We start from the raw sequence: 15638 nt of genomic DNA, 5'->3' as shown, positions 1-15638 counted from the left end.
ATCACTTGGTATCCTGGATCGCCTTGATCAGGTCGCCGCCGTATTTGGCCTCGAAGGCCTTCCAGGAGACCTCGGCGCCGGCCCGGAAGCTCTCCTTGTCGACAGTGCGCACGACGGTCATGCCGGCCTTCTCCAGATCGGCGACCAGCTTGGCGTTGGCGGCGCGGGTCGCGGCGACCTGCCGGTCCTGGCTCGCCCGGGCGGCCTTCAGCACGATCGGCTTCAGGTCTTCCGGCAGCTTGTCCCAATAGGCCTTCGAGACCACGAACTGGCTCGGGATGTTGGCGTGCTGGGTCAGGCTCAGGAACTTCTGTACCTCGTAGAATTTCGAGGTGTAGATCAGCTCCGGCGGGTTCTCCTGCGCGGTGACGACGCCCTGCTGGAGTGCCGAATAGAGTTCGGAGAAGTCCATCGGGGTCGGATTGGCGCCCCAGGCGCGGAAGGCGGCGAGCCAGGGCTCGACATTGGGCACGCGGATGACGATGCCCTTCAGGTCCGAGGCCTTGGCGACCGGACCGGTCTTGGTGGTGATGTTGCGGAAGCCGAGTTCGCCCCAGCCGAGCACCTTGAAGCCCTTTTCGAGCATGATCGCGTCGACCTTGTCGCGCACCGGGCCGTCGCGGTGCAGGACCGCGCTGACATGGGCCTCGTCGCGATAGATCATCGGCAGGTTGAGCACGTCGAGGCGCGGATCGATCTGGCCGTGGCGGCCCATGACGGCGCCGTCGATCGCGCCGAGCTTCATGCCTTCCAGATATTCCGTCTCCTTGCCGAGCTGCGCATTTGGGAACACCTGCACGTCGACACGGCCGGGGGCCAGGGTGTCGAGCTCCTTCTTGAAATCCGCGAGCCACAGGCTGTAGCCGTGCGTTTCCGGAAGGGCGTGGGCGATGCGCATGGTGATCGGCTTCGCCGTCTGGGCGCCCGCAACGGTGGCGAGGCCGGTCAGTCCGGCGGCAAGCGCAAGCGCATTCAGCGCCAGCACGGCGCGTCGTCTGGAGATCATGGGGTCCCTCCCGGGTGTGATGGAGCGACGGCTTGTCGCCGTTCTGGCCCGCCGACCGGCGAGGCGTCGCCATGGTAGACGAACTGAGGTACAGTATGTCAAGCTACTGAGGTACAGTATGCGAGTGAAATGCGTGCATGGCAGGCTTCGGCCGGCCGAGCCGGGCGGAGGAAGTCTCCCCCGGCGCCGATTTGCGCTATGGCTGGGTGACGGCGCGGCGGCCGGGAACCGAGACGGGGTGGGTGGATGGGCGAGGTCCGGCGAGGTCCGTTCGGCGAACGGGGGGCGGTGGCGAAGCGCGCGGGATCGGTCGAAGGCCTCGGCATCGACCGCCCGAAATCGCTCGCCGTGCTGGTCGCCGAGCGGCTGCGCGAGGCGATCGTCAGCACCGAGTTGCAGCTTGGTCAGGCGCTGTCTGAAGAGCAGATCGCCGCGACCATGAATGTCAGCCGCACGCCCGTGCGCGAGGCGTTGACCATGCTGCAGCTGCAGGGGTTGATCGACATCAAGCCGCAGCGCGGTTCCTTCGTTTTCAAGCCCGACGCCGAGGACATTGCCGCGCTCGTCGCCTACCGGCACATCCTGGAAATGGCGGCCGCTCCGCTCGCCCTTGCGGCGGCGCCGGAGGCGACGCTGCGCGATCTCGCCGCGTCGGTCGCGATGATGGAGGCGGCGCGCGCCGAGGACCACCCGCTCGATTTCGCCCGCGCCGACTCGCTGTTCCACCAGGCCTTCTTCACCCATTGCGGCAACCGCTACCTGTCGGAAGCCTACGGGATCGCATCAGGTCGGCTGGCGGCGCTCCGCGCCCATCTCGCCGCGCCCTTGACCATGCATCGCAGCCGCGCCCATGCCGACCATCTCGACATGATCGAGGCCTTTCGGGCCGGCGACCGCAAGCGCCTGCTGTCGGTGCTCGGCCGGCACATTCTGGCCATGACCGACAACTATGTCGGGGCCCTGAAAGAGGCCGGATCGGTGCGTTGAGACGCGGCCGGGGGCGGGCCGGACGCGCATTGGGCAGCGCGCCGATTGCAGCCGTCGGCGCGGATCGGTATCAGGCTCGGAGCATCCCGCAGGGGCGAAGGGGCGAGCCGGCGACGCCTGCGTCGCGACGACCCGACCACCCTGCCTCCCGAATCGTTGGCCTCCCGAACAGTTGGCCGCCCGAACCCTTTGCCGCCGATCCCCGCCGCCGCCATCGCTCTCGGGCCGGCGGCATCCAGCGTCCCCTGAGCGAGCCGGAAGACACCTCATGGACCTCTTCGACCGCCTGCGCGCCGCCCGTCCGGATGATTGGCGCGCCTATGTGGCCCATCCCTTCGTCGACGGTCTCGGCGACGGCACCCTGCCGGCCGCCGCCTTCCAGGCCTATCTGGTGCAGGACTACCTGTTCCTGATCCAGTTCGCCCGCGCCTATGCGCTCGCCGTCTACAAGAGCCGCACGCTCGACGAGATGCGCACCGCCCTGTCGGGCGTGAAGGCGATCCTCGATACCGAGATGGATCTGCATGTCCGTCTCTGCGCCGGCTGGGGCCTCGGCCCGTCCGACCTGGAGCGCGCGCCGGAGGGCCGGGCGACGATCGCCTATACGCGCTTCGTGCTCGATTGCGGCCAGCGCGGCGACCTGCTCGATCTCTACGTGGCGCTGGCGCCCTGCGTCGTCGGCTATGCCGAGATCGCCGCGGCGCTCGCCCGTCGGCCGGGCGGGGTTTCCGAGAGCAATCCCTATCGCGACTGGATCCTGGAATATTCCGGGCCGCTCTATCAGGAGGTCGCCCGATCGGCCCGCGCCAATCTCGACCGGCTCGCCCGTCTCGCCCTGACGGAAGCCCGCTTCGACGATCTGGCCGAGACCTTCGGCCGGGCGAGCCGTCTGGAAGCCGACTTCTGGAGCCAGGGCTTCGACGTGCTCGGCTGACCGGCCGGCGCCGGGGCGGCCGTTCCCGCCTGGACGCTCAGGCGCGCAACCGCCGCCGCGATCAGGGCGCCTCCAGCACCTCGACGCGCTTCTCGGTGCGCATGCCGTTGCGCTCCTCGGACGGCGTGCGCTTGAAGAACTCGCTGTAGCATTTGGAGAAATGCGAGGCGGAAACGAACCCGCAGGCGAGCCCGACCGACAGGATCGGCATCGAGGTCTGGCGGATCAGGTGGCGCGCCCGGTTGAGGCGCAGGCCGAGATAGTAGCGGGTCGGGGTGGCGTCGAGATAGCGCTGGAACAGCCGTTCGAGCTGGCGCGGCGACAGGCTGACCAGTTTGGCGAGCTGGGCGCAGGAGAGCGGCCGTTCCAGCCGCTTGTCCATCTCGGCGATGACCGCGAGCAGCTTCGGGTGCGACACGCCGAGCCGCGCCCTCAGTTCCATGCGCTGGCGCTCGTGGCTGTCGCGCATTCGGTGGTGGATCATCTCGTCGGTGACCAGCGCCGCGACCGCCTGGCCCTTCTTGGTCGCCACCAGCGCCAGCATCATGTCGACGGCCGCCGTGCCGCCCGCGCAGGTGAAGCGGTTGCGGTCGAATTCGAACAGTTCCTGGGTGACCTCGATCTCGGGAAACTCCTCGCGGAAGCTGTCGTAATTCTCCCAATGGATGGCGCAGCGGTAGCCGTCGAGCAGGCCGGCCTTGGCCAGCACATAGGTGCCGGTGCAAACGGCACCGATCGAGACGCCGTAGAAGGCGAGCTTGCGCAGCTTCGCGATCAGGATGGAGTGGTCGTATTTCTGCACGTCGAGACCGGCGGAGACGATGATCTCCGGCATTGGTCCGATGTCGCGGTAGGACCCGTCGACCGAGACCGAGACGCCGTTCGAGGCCTCGACCGGCACGCCCTCCGGCGAATAGAGCTTCCAGGCGAACAGCTTCTGGCCGGTGACGTAGTTGGCCAGCCGCAGCACCTCGATCGCCGACGCGAAGGCGATCATCGAGAAGTTCGGGACCAGGAGGAACCCGATCGTATGCGTCGAACCGATCTCGGGTCTGATGTTCATCGCGCGCCTCCCAGCCATCGGTCCGTGCGACCGCCCCTGTCCCACCAGCGACCTTTCCGCGCGTCGATCGGACATCATCCCTTGTCCGAGCGCGACCGCATTTTTGTCATGGCGTCATGAGGGGCTTCGAGCCCCGCCGACGCCGGTCCGGCCGATATGCAGTCAAGGCGAGGTGAAGGCATCCGGCTGGCTGCGGGACGACATGAGGCGTCGGGAAATCGACACCGTCAAGTCCGGGCGGCCTCGAATGCGCCAATGACGGGCTGTGCCGGCTGGGCTCGCGCCACTTTGCGCCGATGCGCCGCCTCCAGCGCGATCATCCCCCAGGCGAGACCCCAGAGCATGAAGAAGTGGCGCCAGTGGTCGCTGTCGATGATCCAGCCGATGACCAGATGGCCGATCAGGCAGACCCAGACCACCTGGGCGTAGGGCTGCCAGGGGCGCGGCTTGAACATCAGCGGGAACAGCGCGCCGATGGTCCAGAAGACCAGGACCAGATAGGAGAGGCCGCCGAGCCAGCCATAGGCCAGGAAGCCCTTCAGATAGACGTTGTGCGGATCCTCGCCGTAATAGTAGCCGAAATCGAGCGGCCCAAGCCCGAGCGGCAGTTCGGTCACCCAGAGGAAGCCGATCAGGTGGCGGGCGAGGCGACCGAGCCGGGCGCCGTCATAGTCCTGCACCAGCTTGGCGCGGTTCATCAGGAATTCGCGCGTGGTCTCGTCGGCGAGGATCGCGACCAGCACCAGCACGACCGCCGCCGCGCCGGCCGCCGCGATGCCGATCAGTCGGAGGCGTCCCTTCACCGAGCGCTCGTTGAGGAACACCACGAAGGCCAGCAGCACGAGGCCGAACACGGCCAGGAACCAGGCGGCGCGCGAGAAGGAGAACAGAACGCCGACCAGGATGACCAGGATCGGTGCCGCCTTCCACCAGACCTCGCGCACCGGCCGGGTCAGGAAGTCGCGGGCCAAGACCAGGAGCGGCAGGACCATGAACGGCCCGAAGACGTTCGGATCCTTGAAGGCGCCCTTGGCGCGGTCGTAGCGGGTCAGGGATTCGATATGGAACAGATAGCCCATGATGCCGAGCACCGCGGCGATCACGGCGGCCAGGATCATGGCGTTGACGATCAGCTCGATGCGCTTCGGGCGCGCCGCGACTGTGGCGGCGAAGAAAATGCAGGTGAAGGCCAGGAACAGCGAGATCGCCACGAACTGCGGCGACTTCTCCTTCTCCAGGAGTGGCTGGGTCATGACCAGGAGGCCGCCGACCTGGAACAGCAGCAGGAGGACGAGCAGCGGTCCCATGGCGCGCGGGATGCGCAGGCCGAGCACGAAGGCGAACAGGCCCATGGCAACCAGGATCAGGTCGTAGGGCGCCGGCTCGATCATCACGACCGAACCGGATGCGACGCCGAGAAACAGCATCGCGTCGCCGAACCGGGCGAGGCCGATGCGCGGCCGGCCGCTGCCGGCCGGGAGCTGGGCGGCCGCGACGCTCATCAATAGGCGTTCTCGCTCGACAGCAGCCTCAAGGGCGTCGCGAACAGGATGTAGAGATCGAAGGCGATCGACCAGTTCTCGATATAGTAGAGGTCGCACTCCACGCGCCGCTCGATCTTGTCGGAGGTGTCGGTCTCGCCGCGCCAGCCGTTGATCTGCGCCCAGCCGGTGACGCCGGGCTTGACGCGGTGGCGGGCGAAGTAACTGTCGACGACCTGCTCGTAGAGCTGGTTGTCGGCCTTGGCAGAGAGTGCGTGCGGGCGCGGGCCGACCAGCGACAGCGTGCCGGCGATGACGTTGAAGAGCTGCGGCAATTCGTCGATCGAGGTGCGACGGATGAAGCGGCCGACCCGCGTCACGCGCGGATCGCCGCGCGTCACCAGCCTGGCGGCGTCGGCATCGGCCTGGTCGACATACATCGAGCGGAACTTCCACACGTCGATCAGCTCGTTGTTGAAGCCGTAGCGCTTCTGCCGGAAGAAGATCGGGCCGCGGCTGTCGAACTTGATGGCGATCGCGGCGCCGACCATGATCGGCATCAGGGCGAGGAGCGCCAGCAGACCGAAGGTCAGGTCGAAGGCGCGCTTCATGACCCGGTCCCAGTCGGCCAGCGGCTTGTCGACCACGTCGAACAGCGGCACCGTGCCGACATAGGAATAGGAGCGCGGCCGGAACTTCAGCTTGCTGGCATGGGCCGAGAGGCGGATGTCGACCGGCAGCACCCAGAGCTTCTTGAGCAGCTGCAGGACGCGCGCCTCCGCGGTCAGCGGCAGGGTGACGATCAGCATGTCGATCTTGCCGATGCGGCCGAACTCGACCAGTTCGTCGATCGTGCCGAGGCGCGGATAGCCGGCCACCACGGCGGGCGAGCGGCTGTCCTTGCGGTCGTCGAAGACGCCGCAGATGCGGATGTCGTTGTCGGGCTGGGCTTCCAGCGACTGGATCAGGTCGGCCGCCGCCTGGCCGCCGCCGACGATCACGGCCCGCCGCGCCAGGCGCCCCATCCGGATCCAGCGCCGCGCCACCGAGGCGAGCAATGCGCGCTCGACGGCCAGGAAGGCCGCGCCCGACAGGAACCACAAGGCCAGCCAGACGCGCGACAGATCCGTGCCGATCTTCATGAAGAAGACGACCACGGCTAGCGTCGCGAACACCGCCGACCACGCCGCCAGCACCCGGCGCACCGTGCGCGCATAGGGCAGGATGCCGGGCAGCGTGTAGCCGCCGGACGAATGCACATACATCGTGTTGACGACTGCCGCGAGCAGCGCGACCGAGAAGTACAGCGCCCGGTCGGCCTCCGGATCGGGCACGTAGATCCAGAAGGTCAGCGCCCCGAGCGCGAAGACGGCGGCGAAGTCCAGCGCGCGCACCGCTCCGGCCAGGATCGACATCGACATCGGCTTGTCGGTCAGGCATTTCGCCACCAGCGCCGAGACCGCGGTGGCCAGCGCCGGATCGTCGGTCTTGCCGGCGACAGGTTCCGGGGCGGGATGGACCAGGCGCAGGTTCGGCTCTCCCTCGGCGGAGGGCGCGGCGGCGGGTTTCGGATCGATATGGGTCGGCTGTACGGACATGGACGATTCCGGTTCAGCGGTTGCGGCTTGTGACCGGCAGACTTGACGATGGATCGGGAGCGGCGGCGGTGCGCGGCGCCACCAGGCTGCGGTAGAGGGCTTCCATCGAACCCGCCATGGCGGCGCTCGAAAAGGTCGGACGGATCGCGGCCGCAAGGTTCGCGGCGCGGTCCTGATGGCCGCGCGGGTCGCCGCGCCCCCCCGCCATGGCGTCGGCCAGCGGCGGGACCCCGCCGGGCGCGATCAGGCGCCCGGCCTCGGCCGCGAAGATCTCCGGTATGCCGCCGACGGCGGTGGCGATCAGCGGACGCGCGGCGGCGATCGTTTCCAACACGATGTAGGGCAGGGATTCGGCACGCGAGGGCACCAGCACGGTCCGGCCCCGGGCCAGCGCGCGCCGGATCGGCATGGACTCGCCGAAGGTGACGACACCCTGCAATCCGCGCTCCTTGGCCAGGGCTTCATAGCGGGCGCGCTCGGTGCCGGGACCGATCAGGGCGGCCGTCACGGTCCGGCCCGCCGCATGCAGGCGCGCCACCGCCTCAATGACCAGGTCAGTGCCCTTCAGGTCGCGCATCTCGCCGACGCAGACGAAATCCGCTGCGTCGGGATCGGCTGCGACCGGCTCGAACTCCGCGGCCGCGACGCCGTTATAGATCAGGCTCGACCGGCAGCGCGGCGTGCCGATCTTGGCCCGGTAGACCGCCTCCTCGAACCGTGAGACGAAGACCAGGCTTTCGGTCAGTCGCTCCAGCGCCCGCTCGACCGCGAAATAGACGCGGCCCTCCAGGCTTGCCGGCGCGTAGTGCAGCGAGCCGCCATGCGGCGAATAGAGCCGGGCGACCGGGATGCCGCCGAGCCGCAGCGCCTGGCCGACGAGGCGCGCGAAGGTGCCGCCCTTGGCGCCGTGGCCGTGCAGGATGTCGGGCCGGAGCGGCGCCAGCCGGCGCCACAGCCGCGCCGCAGCGACCCCATCGCCGGGGCCGATCGAACGGCCCATGGGCACGCGGTGAACGCCGAGGGCCAGATCGCCGGCGAGATCGTCAAGACGCTGCGCTTCGTGGCCGGTGCCGGAGCCGGTCGCACAGACCAGACCGACCGCGTGTCCGGCCGCCGCCTGGTGACGGACCAGATCCTCGACATGCCGGAACACACCGCCGACGGGTGCCCGGAGACAATGCACGATACGCAGGGACTTGCCGTCGGCCATGTCCGTCCTCGAAACCATGCGCGTTTCGCATCTGGTTTCGACTAGATAAGCCGAAGCGAATGAGCCAGGAGTTTAAACGGAGACATGAACGCGCAGGCGGCGCCAGTAAAATAAAATTAACCTTAAGATCTGTGAGTTTAAAACCATTCAAATGCGTCGGCACGTCGCAGGGCTGCGTCCGGCGGTGGACCATCCATCGTCTTTGGCGCCGCAGGACGCTGGTCGCACGATGCCCCGGCCGGGCGATCCCTGTGTTGCGCACGCCGTATGCGCCGGAACGCCCGTCAACGATCCCGGCGGGCTTCGTCCGTGGGATGGGGCCGACCGGGCTTCGGGGGCCGTGCCGCCACGCGGGCCAAGGGGGCGGGCGGTCGCGGCGCTGCGTGCCTTTCCATACGGCATACGGGAATACGCGATTTTCCCAGCCCCGTGGGTCTGTCATATAGACACATCTGAATCTCATTCAGTCTATTCGGATTCCATATATGGACCTGCCTCCGTCGGGTCCGCTTGAATTTCCAAGGAACGAAGGTCGCAATGAGAAACGTTTACATTGATCTCGGCGCCAATGTCGGAAACACGGTCTGCGCGTTCCTGCAAGAAAATCCCGGATTCTTGGCATTTGCATTCGAACCAAACCTGAAATTGATCCCCGCGATTCATCAGAAGGGTTTGAAGATCGGGCGAGATATCTGTGTGATCTGGGGTGCGGCATGGATATCGGACGGCACGATCAGCCTGTTCCAATCCGAACACGCATCGGCGTCCACGGTGGTTCCGGGCAAGGTCGAGTATGTCGACCGCGGCTGGTCGCCGATCAACTATGACCGGCCGCACGACACGCCCTCGATCGATTTCAGCCGATGGCTTTTGGCGAATTTCAGCCGGGAGGATCACATCATCGTAAAAATGGATATCGAAGGCGCGGAATACAAAGTTCTGGAAAAGATGCTGTCGAACGGCGCGCTCTCTCTGGTCAATCAACTCCGATGCGAGTGGCACTACGATCGGTTCCCGGAGATTACGAAGGCGTACCACGACAAGATTTATGCAAAGGTTTCGGCGACTGTCGATCTCGTTGATTGGACTTGATGGCGTTTTGAAGAAAAATTTATTCGCGTTCATAAATATTATTGTGAAGAGAGGCGCCCATGAAAGAGGTATTTTGCCTGACGGCGGTCGCGATCGTAAAAGATGAATCCGCTTACATCGAGGAGTGGCTGGCCTATCACATACTGATCGGATTCGAGCATTTCTATATCTTCGACAATGGTTCCACGGATGACACCGCCAAGGTTCTGGCGCCCTATATCAAGTATGGCTATGTAACCTATATCCAATGGCCCGTCTTCCCCGGCCAGTACGACGCCTACGGCTATGCTGCCAAGATATTCGGGGTTCATAGCCAGTGGATGGCGTTCATTGATATCGATGAATTCTTCGTGCTGAAGCAGCATGAAAGCATGCCGGCATTCCTGAATACCATCGATGCCGATCAGGTCCTGATTCTTTGGCGTTTCTTCGGTCATTCGGGGCATCGGACGAAACCGAACGGGCTCGTCATCGAAAACTACACCGCCTGCGACCCCGAAATCTCACTTGTGGCGAAGTGTATCGTCCGTCCCGCTCGGGTACACGTAATGTTCGTTCACAATTGTTCGACCGATTCCGGCCGGACCGTCAACGACGCGGGAGTCCCGATCAGAGAAGATTGGGTCGTGCAAGCAGGTTTTCGATCCGAAGAATTTGTCTGCCTGAATCATTACTTCACGAAGTCATACGAGGAATACGAAATCAAGATCCGGCGCGGTCAGGTCGACGGCCGCAATCAGAAGACGCTCAAGCCGTTTGAGACGTGGGACTACGCCCATCATGACCGGACCCTCGCGAAATGGGCCGGAAAAGTCAGCGATCTGATGGCTTGGTTCCGCGGCTTGCCGGAGCAACCCTATCGCTACGGCTCCCTGACATCGATCGGCCGTGTCTCCAACTGCCGAAACTTCACCTTGCTGTCGCAGGAGATTGCTCTCGAGTGCGAGGCCCTGGTGTCGCCGCCCCAAGGCATCGCCAGACTGATCTACGGTACCGGCGTGCAGATGTCCGCATCGGTCAGTTCCGAGGCTGCATGCCAGGCTGCCGATGCTTTGATCGACAAGTACCTCGATCGGATCGGCGCCGAGTGCCTGTTCCGGCTGACGGAACAGACCGTCACGGAGATCGCGTTTTCGAATTCGCAACCGCTGTCGACCGGAATTCCACTGGTCATCGCGGCCCAGAACGCCGATCCCTATATCCGCGCTGCGGTGCGCCGGCCGGACTGGCCCGGTTATGTCATCGCCATGGTCCTGCTGAGGGTTCCCCAGACGTCGAACATGGACCTCTTTGCTTTCGGCGAGGATCCGCACGGAGAGGCGATCCGAGAAAGTCGAGGCGTCCGGGTCGAAAAGGGGCTTTGGTTCGGGTCGTATATCATCAATACGACCCCGCTCTGCCCGGACAACGTCCGATGCGATCCGGGATCGGTGCCGGGCACCTATGAGATCATGAGGATGGTGTTTGCGATCGTTCGTTGATTTCGAGACGGACGGTCTCTTCGTCCGGCAGGGTCGGGCAGGGGTCAGAACAGGCGCTCGCGGACATAGATCGTATCGCCGGCGCGGATCGGGTCCGAGGTCGGCACGCGGCCGGTCATGACCTCGCCGTTGATCTGCCGGGTGATGTCGACGGCCGACTGGTTGCCGCGGGCCGTGAAGCCGCCCGCGATGGCGATTGCATTCTGCGCGGTCATGCCCGGCACATAGGGATACTGGCCGGCATTGCGCACCTCACCCATCACGAAGAACGGGCGATACTGGTCGACCTCGACCGAGACGTCCGGGTTGCGCAGGAAGCCGTTGCGGAGCTTCAGGCCGAGTTCGGCGGCGAGCTGGTCGGCGGTGCGGCCGCGCGCCGGCACGAGATTGACCAGCGGGAAGGCGATATAGCCGGCCTGGTCGACCACATAGCTGTTGGTCAGGCTCGGCTGCTCGAACACGGTAATGCGCAGACGATCACCGGAATCGAAGCGATAGGGTTCGTTGAGCACGGCATGGAAGGCGGGCGGCGGCGGCACGTAGCCGGCGCATCCGGCGAGCGCCAGTGACAGCGAAACAGCAATGGCGCGGTGCCAACCCATGACATGATGACCCGTCTGAACCTGCCGCCAAACTGCCCGGTCATGGTTAAGAAAGGTTGAAAGCCGCGCCACTATGGTCAATCGCGTGTTGCCGACCGACCCGAACGTTAACCCACCGGTTACCCTGTCGGCGCAAAGTCCCGGACAAGGAGCGTGCGGGAGTCCTCGGTGTCCATGAATGTCGCCCAACAGCCGGAAGAGCCGTCGATCGATCTCGGCGGGATCCTGAGTGCGCTCTGGCGGGCGAAGCTTTGGATCGTTCCGATCGTCCTCCTGGTGGCGGTCGCAACCTTCGTCGGCGTCAGCCTGATGGCGCCGCGCTACAAGGCCGAGGCGCGTCTGCTGATCGAATCCCGGCCGCTCGTGCTGCGCACCAACGACCAGCGCACGGCCGAGCAGGACCGCGCCCTTCTCGACCAGGAAGGCGTCGTCAGCCAGGTCCAGCTGATCACCTCGCGCGATCTCGCCCGCCGGGTGATCGCCGCCGAACACCTGCTCGACCACCCTGAATTTGCATCGTCGCGCGGCTTCCTCGGCGGTCTTGTCGCGGCGATCGGGCTCACCGGCGGACGCTCGATTTCGCCGGAGGAGCGGGCCCTGGAAACCTTCCTGGAGCGCTTCACGGCCTTTCAGGTCGAGAAGTCGCGCGTGATCCAGGTCGAGTTCTGGGCCCATGATCCCGACGTGGCATCCCGTGTCGCCAATGCGATCACGACCGCCTATCTGCGGCTCCAGGGGGAATCGAAGGTCAAGGACAATGCCGAGACCACCCGCTGGCTGGAGGGCGAGATTGCCGCGCTCCGCTCCAAGGTCGCCGAGTCCGAGGGCCGCGTCGAGACCTACCGCTCGTCGAGCGAGCTGTTCCTGTCGTCGACCAACAACACGACCCTGTTCCAGCAGCAGCTCTCCGAGCTCAACAGCCAGTTGACCGCCGCGCGCGGCGTGAAGTCCGATGCCGAGGCGAAGAGCGCGCAGCTGCGCAAGATCGTCACGGAGGGTGGCTCGCTCGACGCCGCCAGCGAGATCGTCGCCCAGCCGATGTTCCAGCGCCTGCGGGAGCGGCAGATCGCCTTGCGCAGCCGCATCGCGGAACTGTCCGCGATCTACCTGCCGGGCCATCCGCAGATTCAGACGCTCAATTCGCAGCTGCGCGACATCGACGGCCAGCTGCGGGCCGAAGCGCGCAAGACGCTCACCAATCTCGAGAACGACGTGAAGGTCGCCGACCAGCGCATCCGCGAATTGCGCGGTCAGCTCGGCGAGTTCAAGGGCCAGGCGACCCGCGCCAACCAGGAGGACGTGCAATTGCGCGCCCTGGAGCGTGACGCCAAGGCGCAGCGCGACCTGCTCGAAAGCTTGCTCGCCCGCTATCGCGAGGCCGCGACGCGCGCCAATCTGGGTAGCGAGCCGCCGGATGCGCGCGTCATCTCGCAGGCCTCACCGCCGAGCCGGCCCTATTTCCCGAAAGTCGTTCCGATCACCTCGGTGGTAACCCTCGCGGTCTTCCTGCTCTGCGGCACGATCGTCATCCTGCGCGAACTGCTCGCCGCCACGGCCGTCGGCGGTCCAACTCTGGCCGATCAGCCGCCGCGGGGCCGTCCGGCTGCGGCACGGGCCCCGGTCACGGTCGCATCGCCTGAAATTCCCGCGCGCAAGCACGATCCCGTCGATCCCGCCCCCCCTGCGCGTGCGATCGCGACCGATGCGGATGCCCCGATTCTCGGCCTGATGCGGCATTCGGCCGGCGATCCGGCCGTGCCGGCGACGGGAGCCGCGGACCGCCCCATCGCGGCGGCCTCCGCCGAGGCCCCCGCGCTCGGCTCGGACGCGGTTCCGCCCGGCGTGGTGGCGGCGGCGAGTGCGCTGATCGAGGCCGCCAAGGCCATCGAGCGCGTCGAGGCCGGCAAGCCGGACCCGGCCGCTTCGATTGCCGCGGCAGGTTCGGAGGCCGGCGCGGCGCTCCCGCTGCAGCCGGTGTCGCCCGCCGGTGCCGTCTCGGCTCAAGCCCCGGCTGGCGCCGTCGGGCAGGCCGAGGCGACCGACGGCAAGCCGGGACCCTCGGCCTCGGTCGGTCCGCTCGAGATCTGGCGCCGCATCGACGGCCCGGGCCGGGACGCGCGCCTCGTGGCGGTGGTCGCGGCCGCCGACAATGCCGTCGCGCAACGGGCCGCCCTCGGCCTGGTCCGCACCGGCGCCGCGGCGGCCATCCCGGTCTGCCTCGTGGTCCTGGCAGGCGAGGGGTTCGAGGCCGAGCATGTCCTGGACGGCCGGGACCGTCCGGGCTTTGCCGATCTGGTCGCCGGCCGCTGCGGCTTCGGTGCGGCGATCCACCGCGATTCCGGTTCGCTTGCCCATGTCGTGCCGCCCGGCGCGGCGGAGGCGGGCCCGCTCGATCATGATCGCAGCCTGGCCGTCGTCGAGGCGCTGCAACTGTCCTACGAACATGTCGTCGTGGTGGTCGGCAGCCTGACATCGGCCGACCCGGTCGGCATCGCCCTGGCCGGGATCGCCGATCACGTCGTGGTGGCGACCGAACGGGCCGAAGCCGATGCGCCGTCCCGGATGGTAGCCGCAGCCCTCGGCCACGGCGATCCCGGCCGTGTCTCGATCCTGGCGACAGAGACGCTGGCGGCCGGTGCCGTGAGGGCGGCGTAACGGCGGCGCCGATCGCCGTTGACGACCGGCCCGCGGCCGATCGCGATCACGGCGGGCCGCGGCGGAGCGGGGCGGTGCGCAGGCGCAGTTGCCGGTAGAGCTTCCAGGCGGCGGGATTGCGCTTGACCGCGCGCTTCAGGCCCAACGCCGCCCGGGCTGCGGCCGCAAAGGCATGCCCCTTCAGCGTCACCGGCAGCAGGGTTTCGACCAGTTCGATCTCCTGGTCGCACCAGTTCTCCTTGTAGGGCTCCTCGCCGACGCCGAAATCGAGCCCGGCGAGGCCATCCTTGCAGCCGTTCTCGACCAGCCGGTAGACCAGCGTCGTCCCGGGACCGAACCGGGCCAGTTCGTCATTGGCGAAGGACAGGAACAGGATGGAACGGCTGTCGCCGGCGGTCGCCGTTCCCGCCACGGCTCGGACCCGACCGGCCGCCCAGAGCGCGTGCAGCCGCAGCAGCGGTGTCCCGTCCGGGCCGGCCTCGGTCGCCATCCGTCGCAGGAACCCCGCGACCCCGGCCGACGCGAACACGTTCGGCACGCCCATTTCGGCAAAGCGCCGGGCCTTCTGTTCCAGGAAGACGGCCAACATCGAGGCGGCCTCTTCGGTCGTTGCAGCCGTCGAGATGCGATAGTCGCCGGACGTCTCGAAATGGCGTTCGCGCTGGCGCATCCGCTTGCGGCGGTGCGAGCCGGGATGGCGCGCGAGCAACTGCTCGAAGCTGGGCGCCAGGGTTGCGACATGTCCGTTGCTCGGCGAGGCGACCGAGCCTCGGATCGTCGCCAGCGCATTGGCGCAGCCGGCCCAGACCCGCGGCTGCCGCTCCAGGTGGTAGCAATCGATCGCGGCGCTCCGGGCGATCTCGTCCAGTGCGGCCGCGATCGTCTCGCGCGTCGTCCGTACCCGTTCTCCCGGCGCGTAGAGGCCCGGATTGTAGTTCGCATTGCGGTCGCCGAGCCATCGGCCGACCCGGACGGCGCCTTCGCGGGCCACCATCAACGGCCACAGGAAGACGAGGTCCGGACCACGGCGTCCGATCGCGATCAGCGGTTCGACGGCGCGGGCGGTACCGATTTCCTCGAGCCAGATGCGAACCCAGTCGTAGCGCTGGAACGGCGGCACCGCGTCGCGGGCTTCCAGCCACCGCCAGGCGGCTTCCGCCTCGGCGAGCGTGCGCACGATCGTCACGGTCGGGTCGAGGGCTGACGCCACGGCAAAGCCCCGCTGCGGTCGGGCCGTTATCCTTACGGCATGCACTCCCGTCGATATCGACATGCGTTCCGATCCGGGCTTCATCCTCAGGAAATATACCGTTGATTGTCGAAATTGTTAAGCCGAGCACGAGGGACCCCGGCCGCTCAATATCGGCATATATTTAACGGCCGGCTCAGTTAACCATAGGCAATGCAATCCGTCGCGCAGGATATCCTGAACGCCGACCGGTTATTTTACGATGAAGGGCACGGTATCTGGTCCTGCCGCAAGTCGCGACTGAAACGTTCAGAGTTCATTTGCCTGTTCGTGTCATGGT

12 protein-coding genes are annotated in these 15638 nt (G+C 66.6%); 5 read left to right on the top strand and 7 right to left on the bottom strand.

Annotated features, from left to right (window positions below; all coding sequences use genetic code 11):
- Position 1: 1 nt before the first annotated feature.
- Positions 2-1006, bottom strand: a complete 1005-nt coding sequence (locus KL771_RS02870) for a TRAP transporter substrate-binding protein (RefSeq protein WP_261967043.1) — start codon at positions 1004-1006, stop codon at positions 2-4.
- Positions 1007-1294: 288 nt separating this feature from the next.
- Here KL771_RS02870 and KL771_RS02865 point away from each other — a divergent pair, with 288 nt between their 5' ends.
- Both KL771_RS02865 and KL771_RS02860 read left to right on the top strand, forming a co-directional pair.
- Positions 1295-1993, top strand: a complete 699-nt coding sequence (locus KL771_RS02865) for a GntR family transcriptional regulator (RefSeq protein ID WP_261967042.1) — start codon at positions 1295-1297, stop codon at positions 1991-1993.
- 268 nt (positions 1994-2261) lie between these two features.
- Complete coding sequence (locus KL771_RS02860) at positions 2262-2927, top strand: TenA family protein (RefSeq protein WP_261967041.1); 666 nt, start codon at positions 2262-2264, stop codon at positions 2925-2927.
- Positions 2928-2988: 61 nt separating this feature from the next.
- On the opposite strand, the gene KL771_RS02855 is transcribed toward KL771_RS02860, so the two are convergent.
- The 4 genes from KL771_RS02855 to KL771_RS02840 form a co-directional block, all read right to left on the bottom strand.
- Entirely contained in the window at positions 2989-3990 is a 1002-nt protein-coding gene (locus KL771_RS02855; protein ID WP_261967040.1) for a GlxA family transcriptional regulator, read from the bottom strand.
- 227 nt (positions 3991-4217) lie between these two features.
- A complete protein-coding gene (locus tag KL771_RS02850) occupies positions 4218-5492 on the bottom strand; it encodes an O-antigen ligase family protein (protein WP_261967039.1) in 1275 nt (424 codons plus the stop codon).
- Positions 5492-7069, bottom strand: a complete 1578-nt coding sequence (locus tag KL771_RS02845; protein WP_261967038.1) for an undecaprenyl-phosphate glucose phosphotransferase — start codon at positions 7067-7069, stop codon at positions 5492-5494. Before KL771_RS02845 ends, KL771_RS02850 begins: the two co-directional genes overlap by 1 nt.
- Before the next feature lie 13 nt (positions 7070-7082).
- Positions 7083-8297, bottom strand: coding sequence for a glycosyltransferase family 4 protein (locus KL771_RS02840; protein WP_261967037.1), 1215 nt, complete (start codon positions 8295-8297; stop codon positions 7083-7085).
- A 519-nt stretch (positions 8298-8816) separates the two neighbouring features.
- On the opposite strand from KL771_RS02840, the gene KL771_RS02835 reads away from it, so the two are divergent.
- The gene (locus KL771_RS02835) at positions 8817-9371 is read left to right on the top strand and encodes an FkbM family methyltransferase (RefSeq protein ID WP_261967036.1); all 555 of its coding nucleotides are present in this window, start codon (positions 8817-8819) and stop codon (positions 9369-9371) included.
- A gap of 59 nt (positions 9372-9430) precedes the next feature.
- Positions 9431-10852, top strand: coding sequence for a glycosyltransferase family 92 protein (locus KL771_RS02830; protein WP_261967035.1), 1422 nt, complete (start codon positions 9431-9433; stop codon positions 10850-10852).
- Positions 10853-10896: 44 nt separating this feature from the next.
- On the opposite strand, the gene KL771_RS02825 is transcribed toward KL771_RS02830, so the two are convergent.
- The gene (locus tag KL771_RS02825) at positions 10897-11454 is read right to left on the bottom strand and encodes a polysaccharide biosynthesis/export family protein (RefSeq protein ID WP_261967034.1); all 558 of its coding nucleotides are present in this window, start codon (positions 11452-11454) and stop codon (positions 10897-10899) included.
- 174 nt (positions 11455-11628) lie between these two features.
- Here KL771_RS02825 and KL771_RS02820 point away from each other — a divergent pair, with 174 nt between their 5' ends.
- A complete protein-coding gene (locus tag KL771_RS02820) occupies positions 11629-14109 on the top strand; it encodes a Wzz/FepE/Etk N-terminal domain-containing protein (protein WP_261967085.1) in 2481 nt (826 codons plus the stop codon).
- A 46-nt stretch (positions 14110-14155) separates the two neighbouring features.
- On the opposite strand, the gene KL771_RS02815 is transcribed toward KL771_RS02820, so the two are convergent.
- Positions 14156-15319 carry a GNAT family N-acetyltransferase gene (locus KL771_RS02815; protein WP_261967033.1) on the bottom strand — a complete coding sequence of 388 codons (1164 nt, stop codon included), beginning with the start codon at positions 15317-15319 and terminating at the stop codon, positions 14156-14158.
- Positions 15320-15638 lie beyond the last annotated feature (319 nt).

It is taken from the genome of Prosthecodimorpha staleyi, from assembly GCF_018729455.1.
Lineage (GTDB): Bacteria > Pseudomonadota > Alphaproteobacteria > Rhizobiales > Ancalomicrobiaceae > Prosthecodimorpha > Prosthecodimorpha staleyi.
This window is presented reverse-complemented; position numbering and strand designations above follow the sequence as displayed.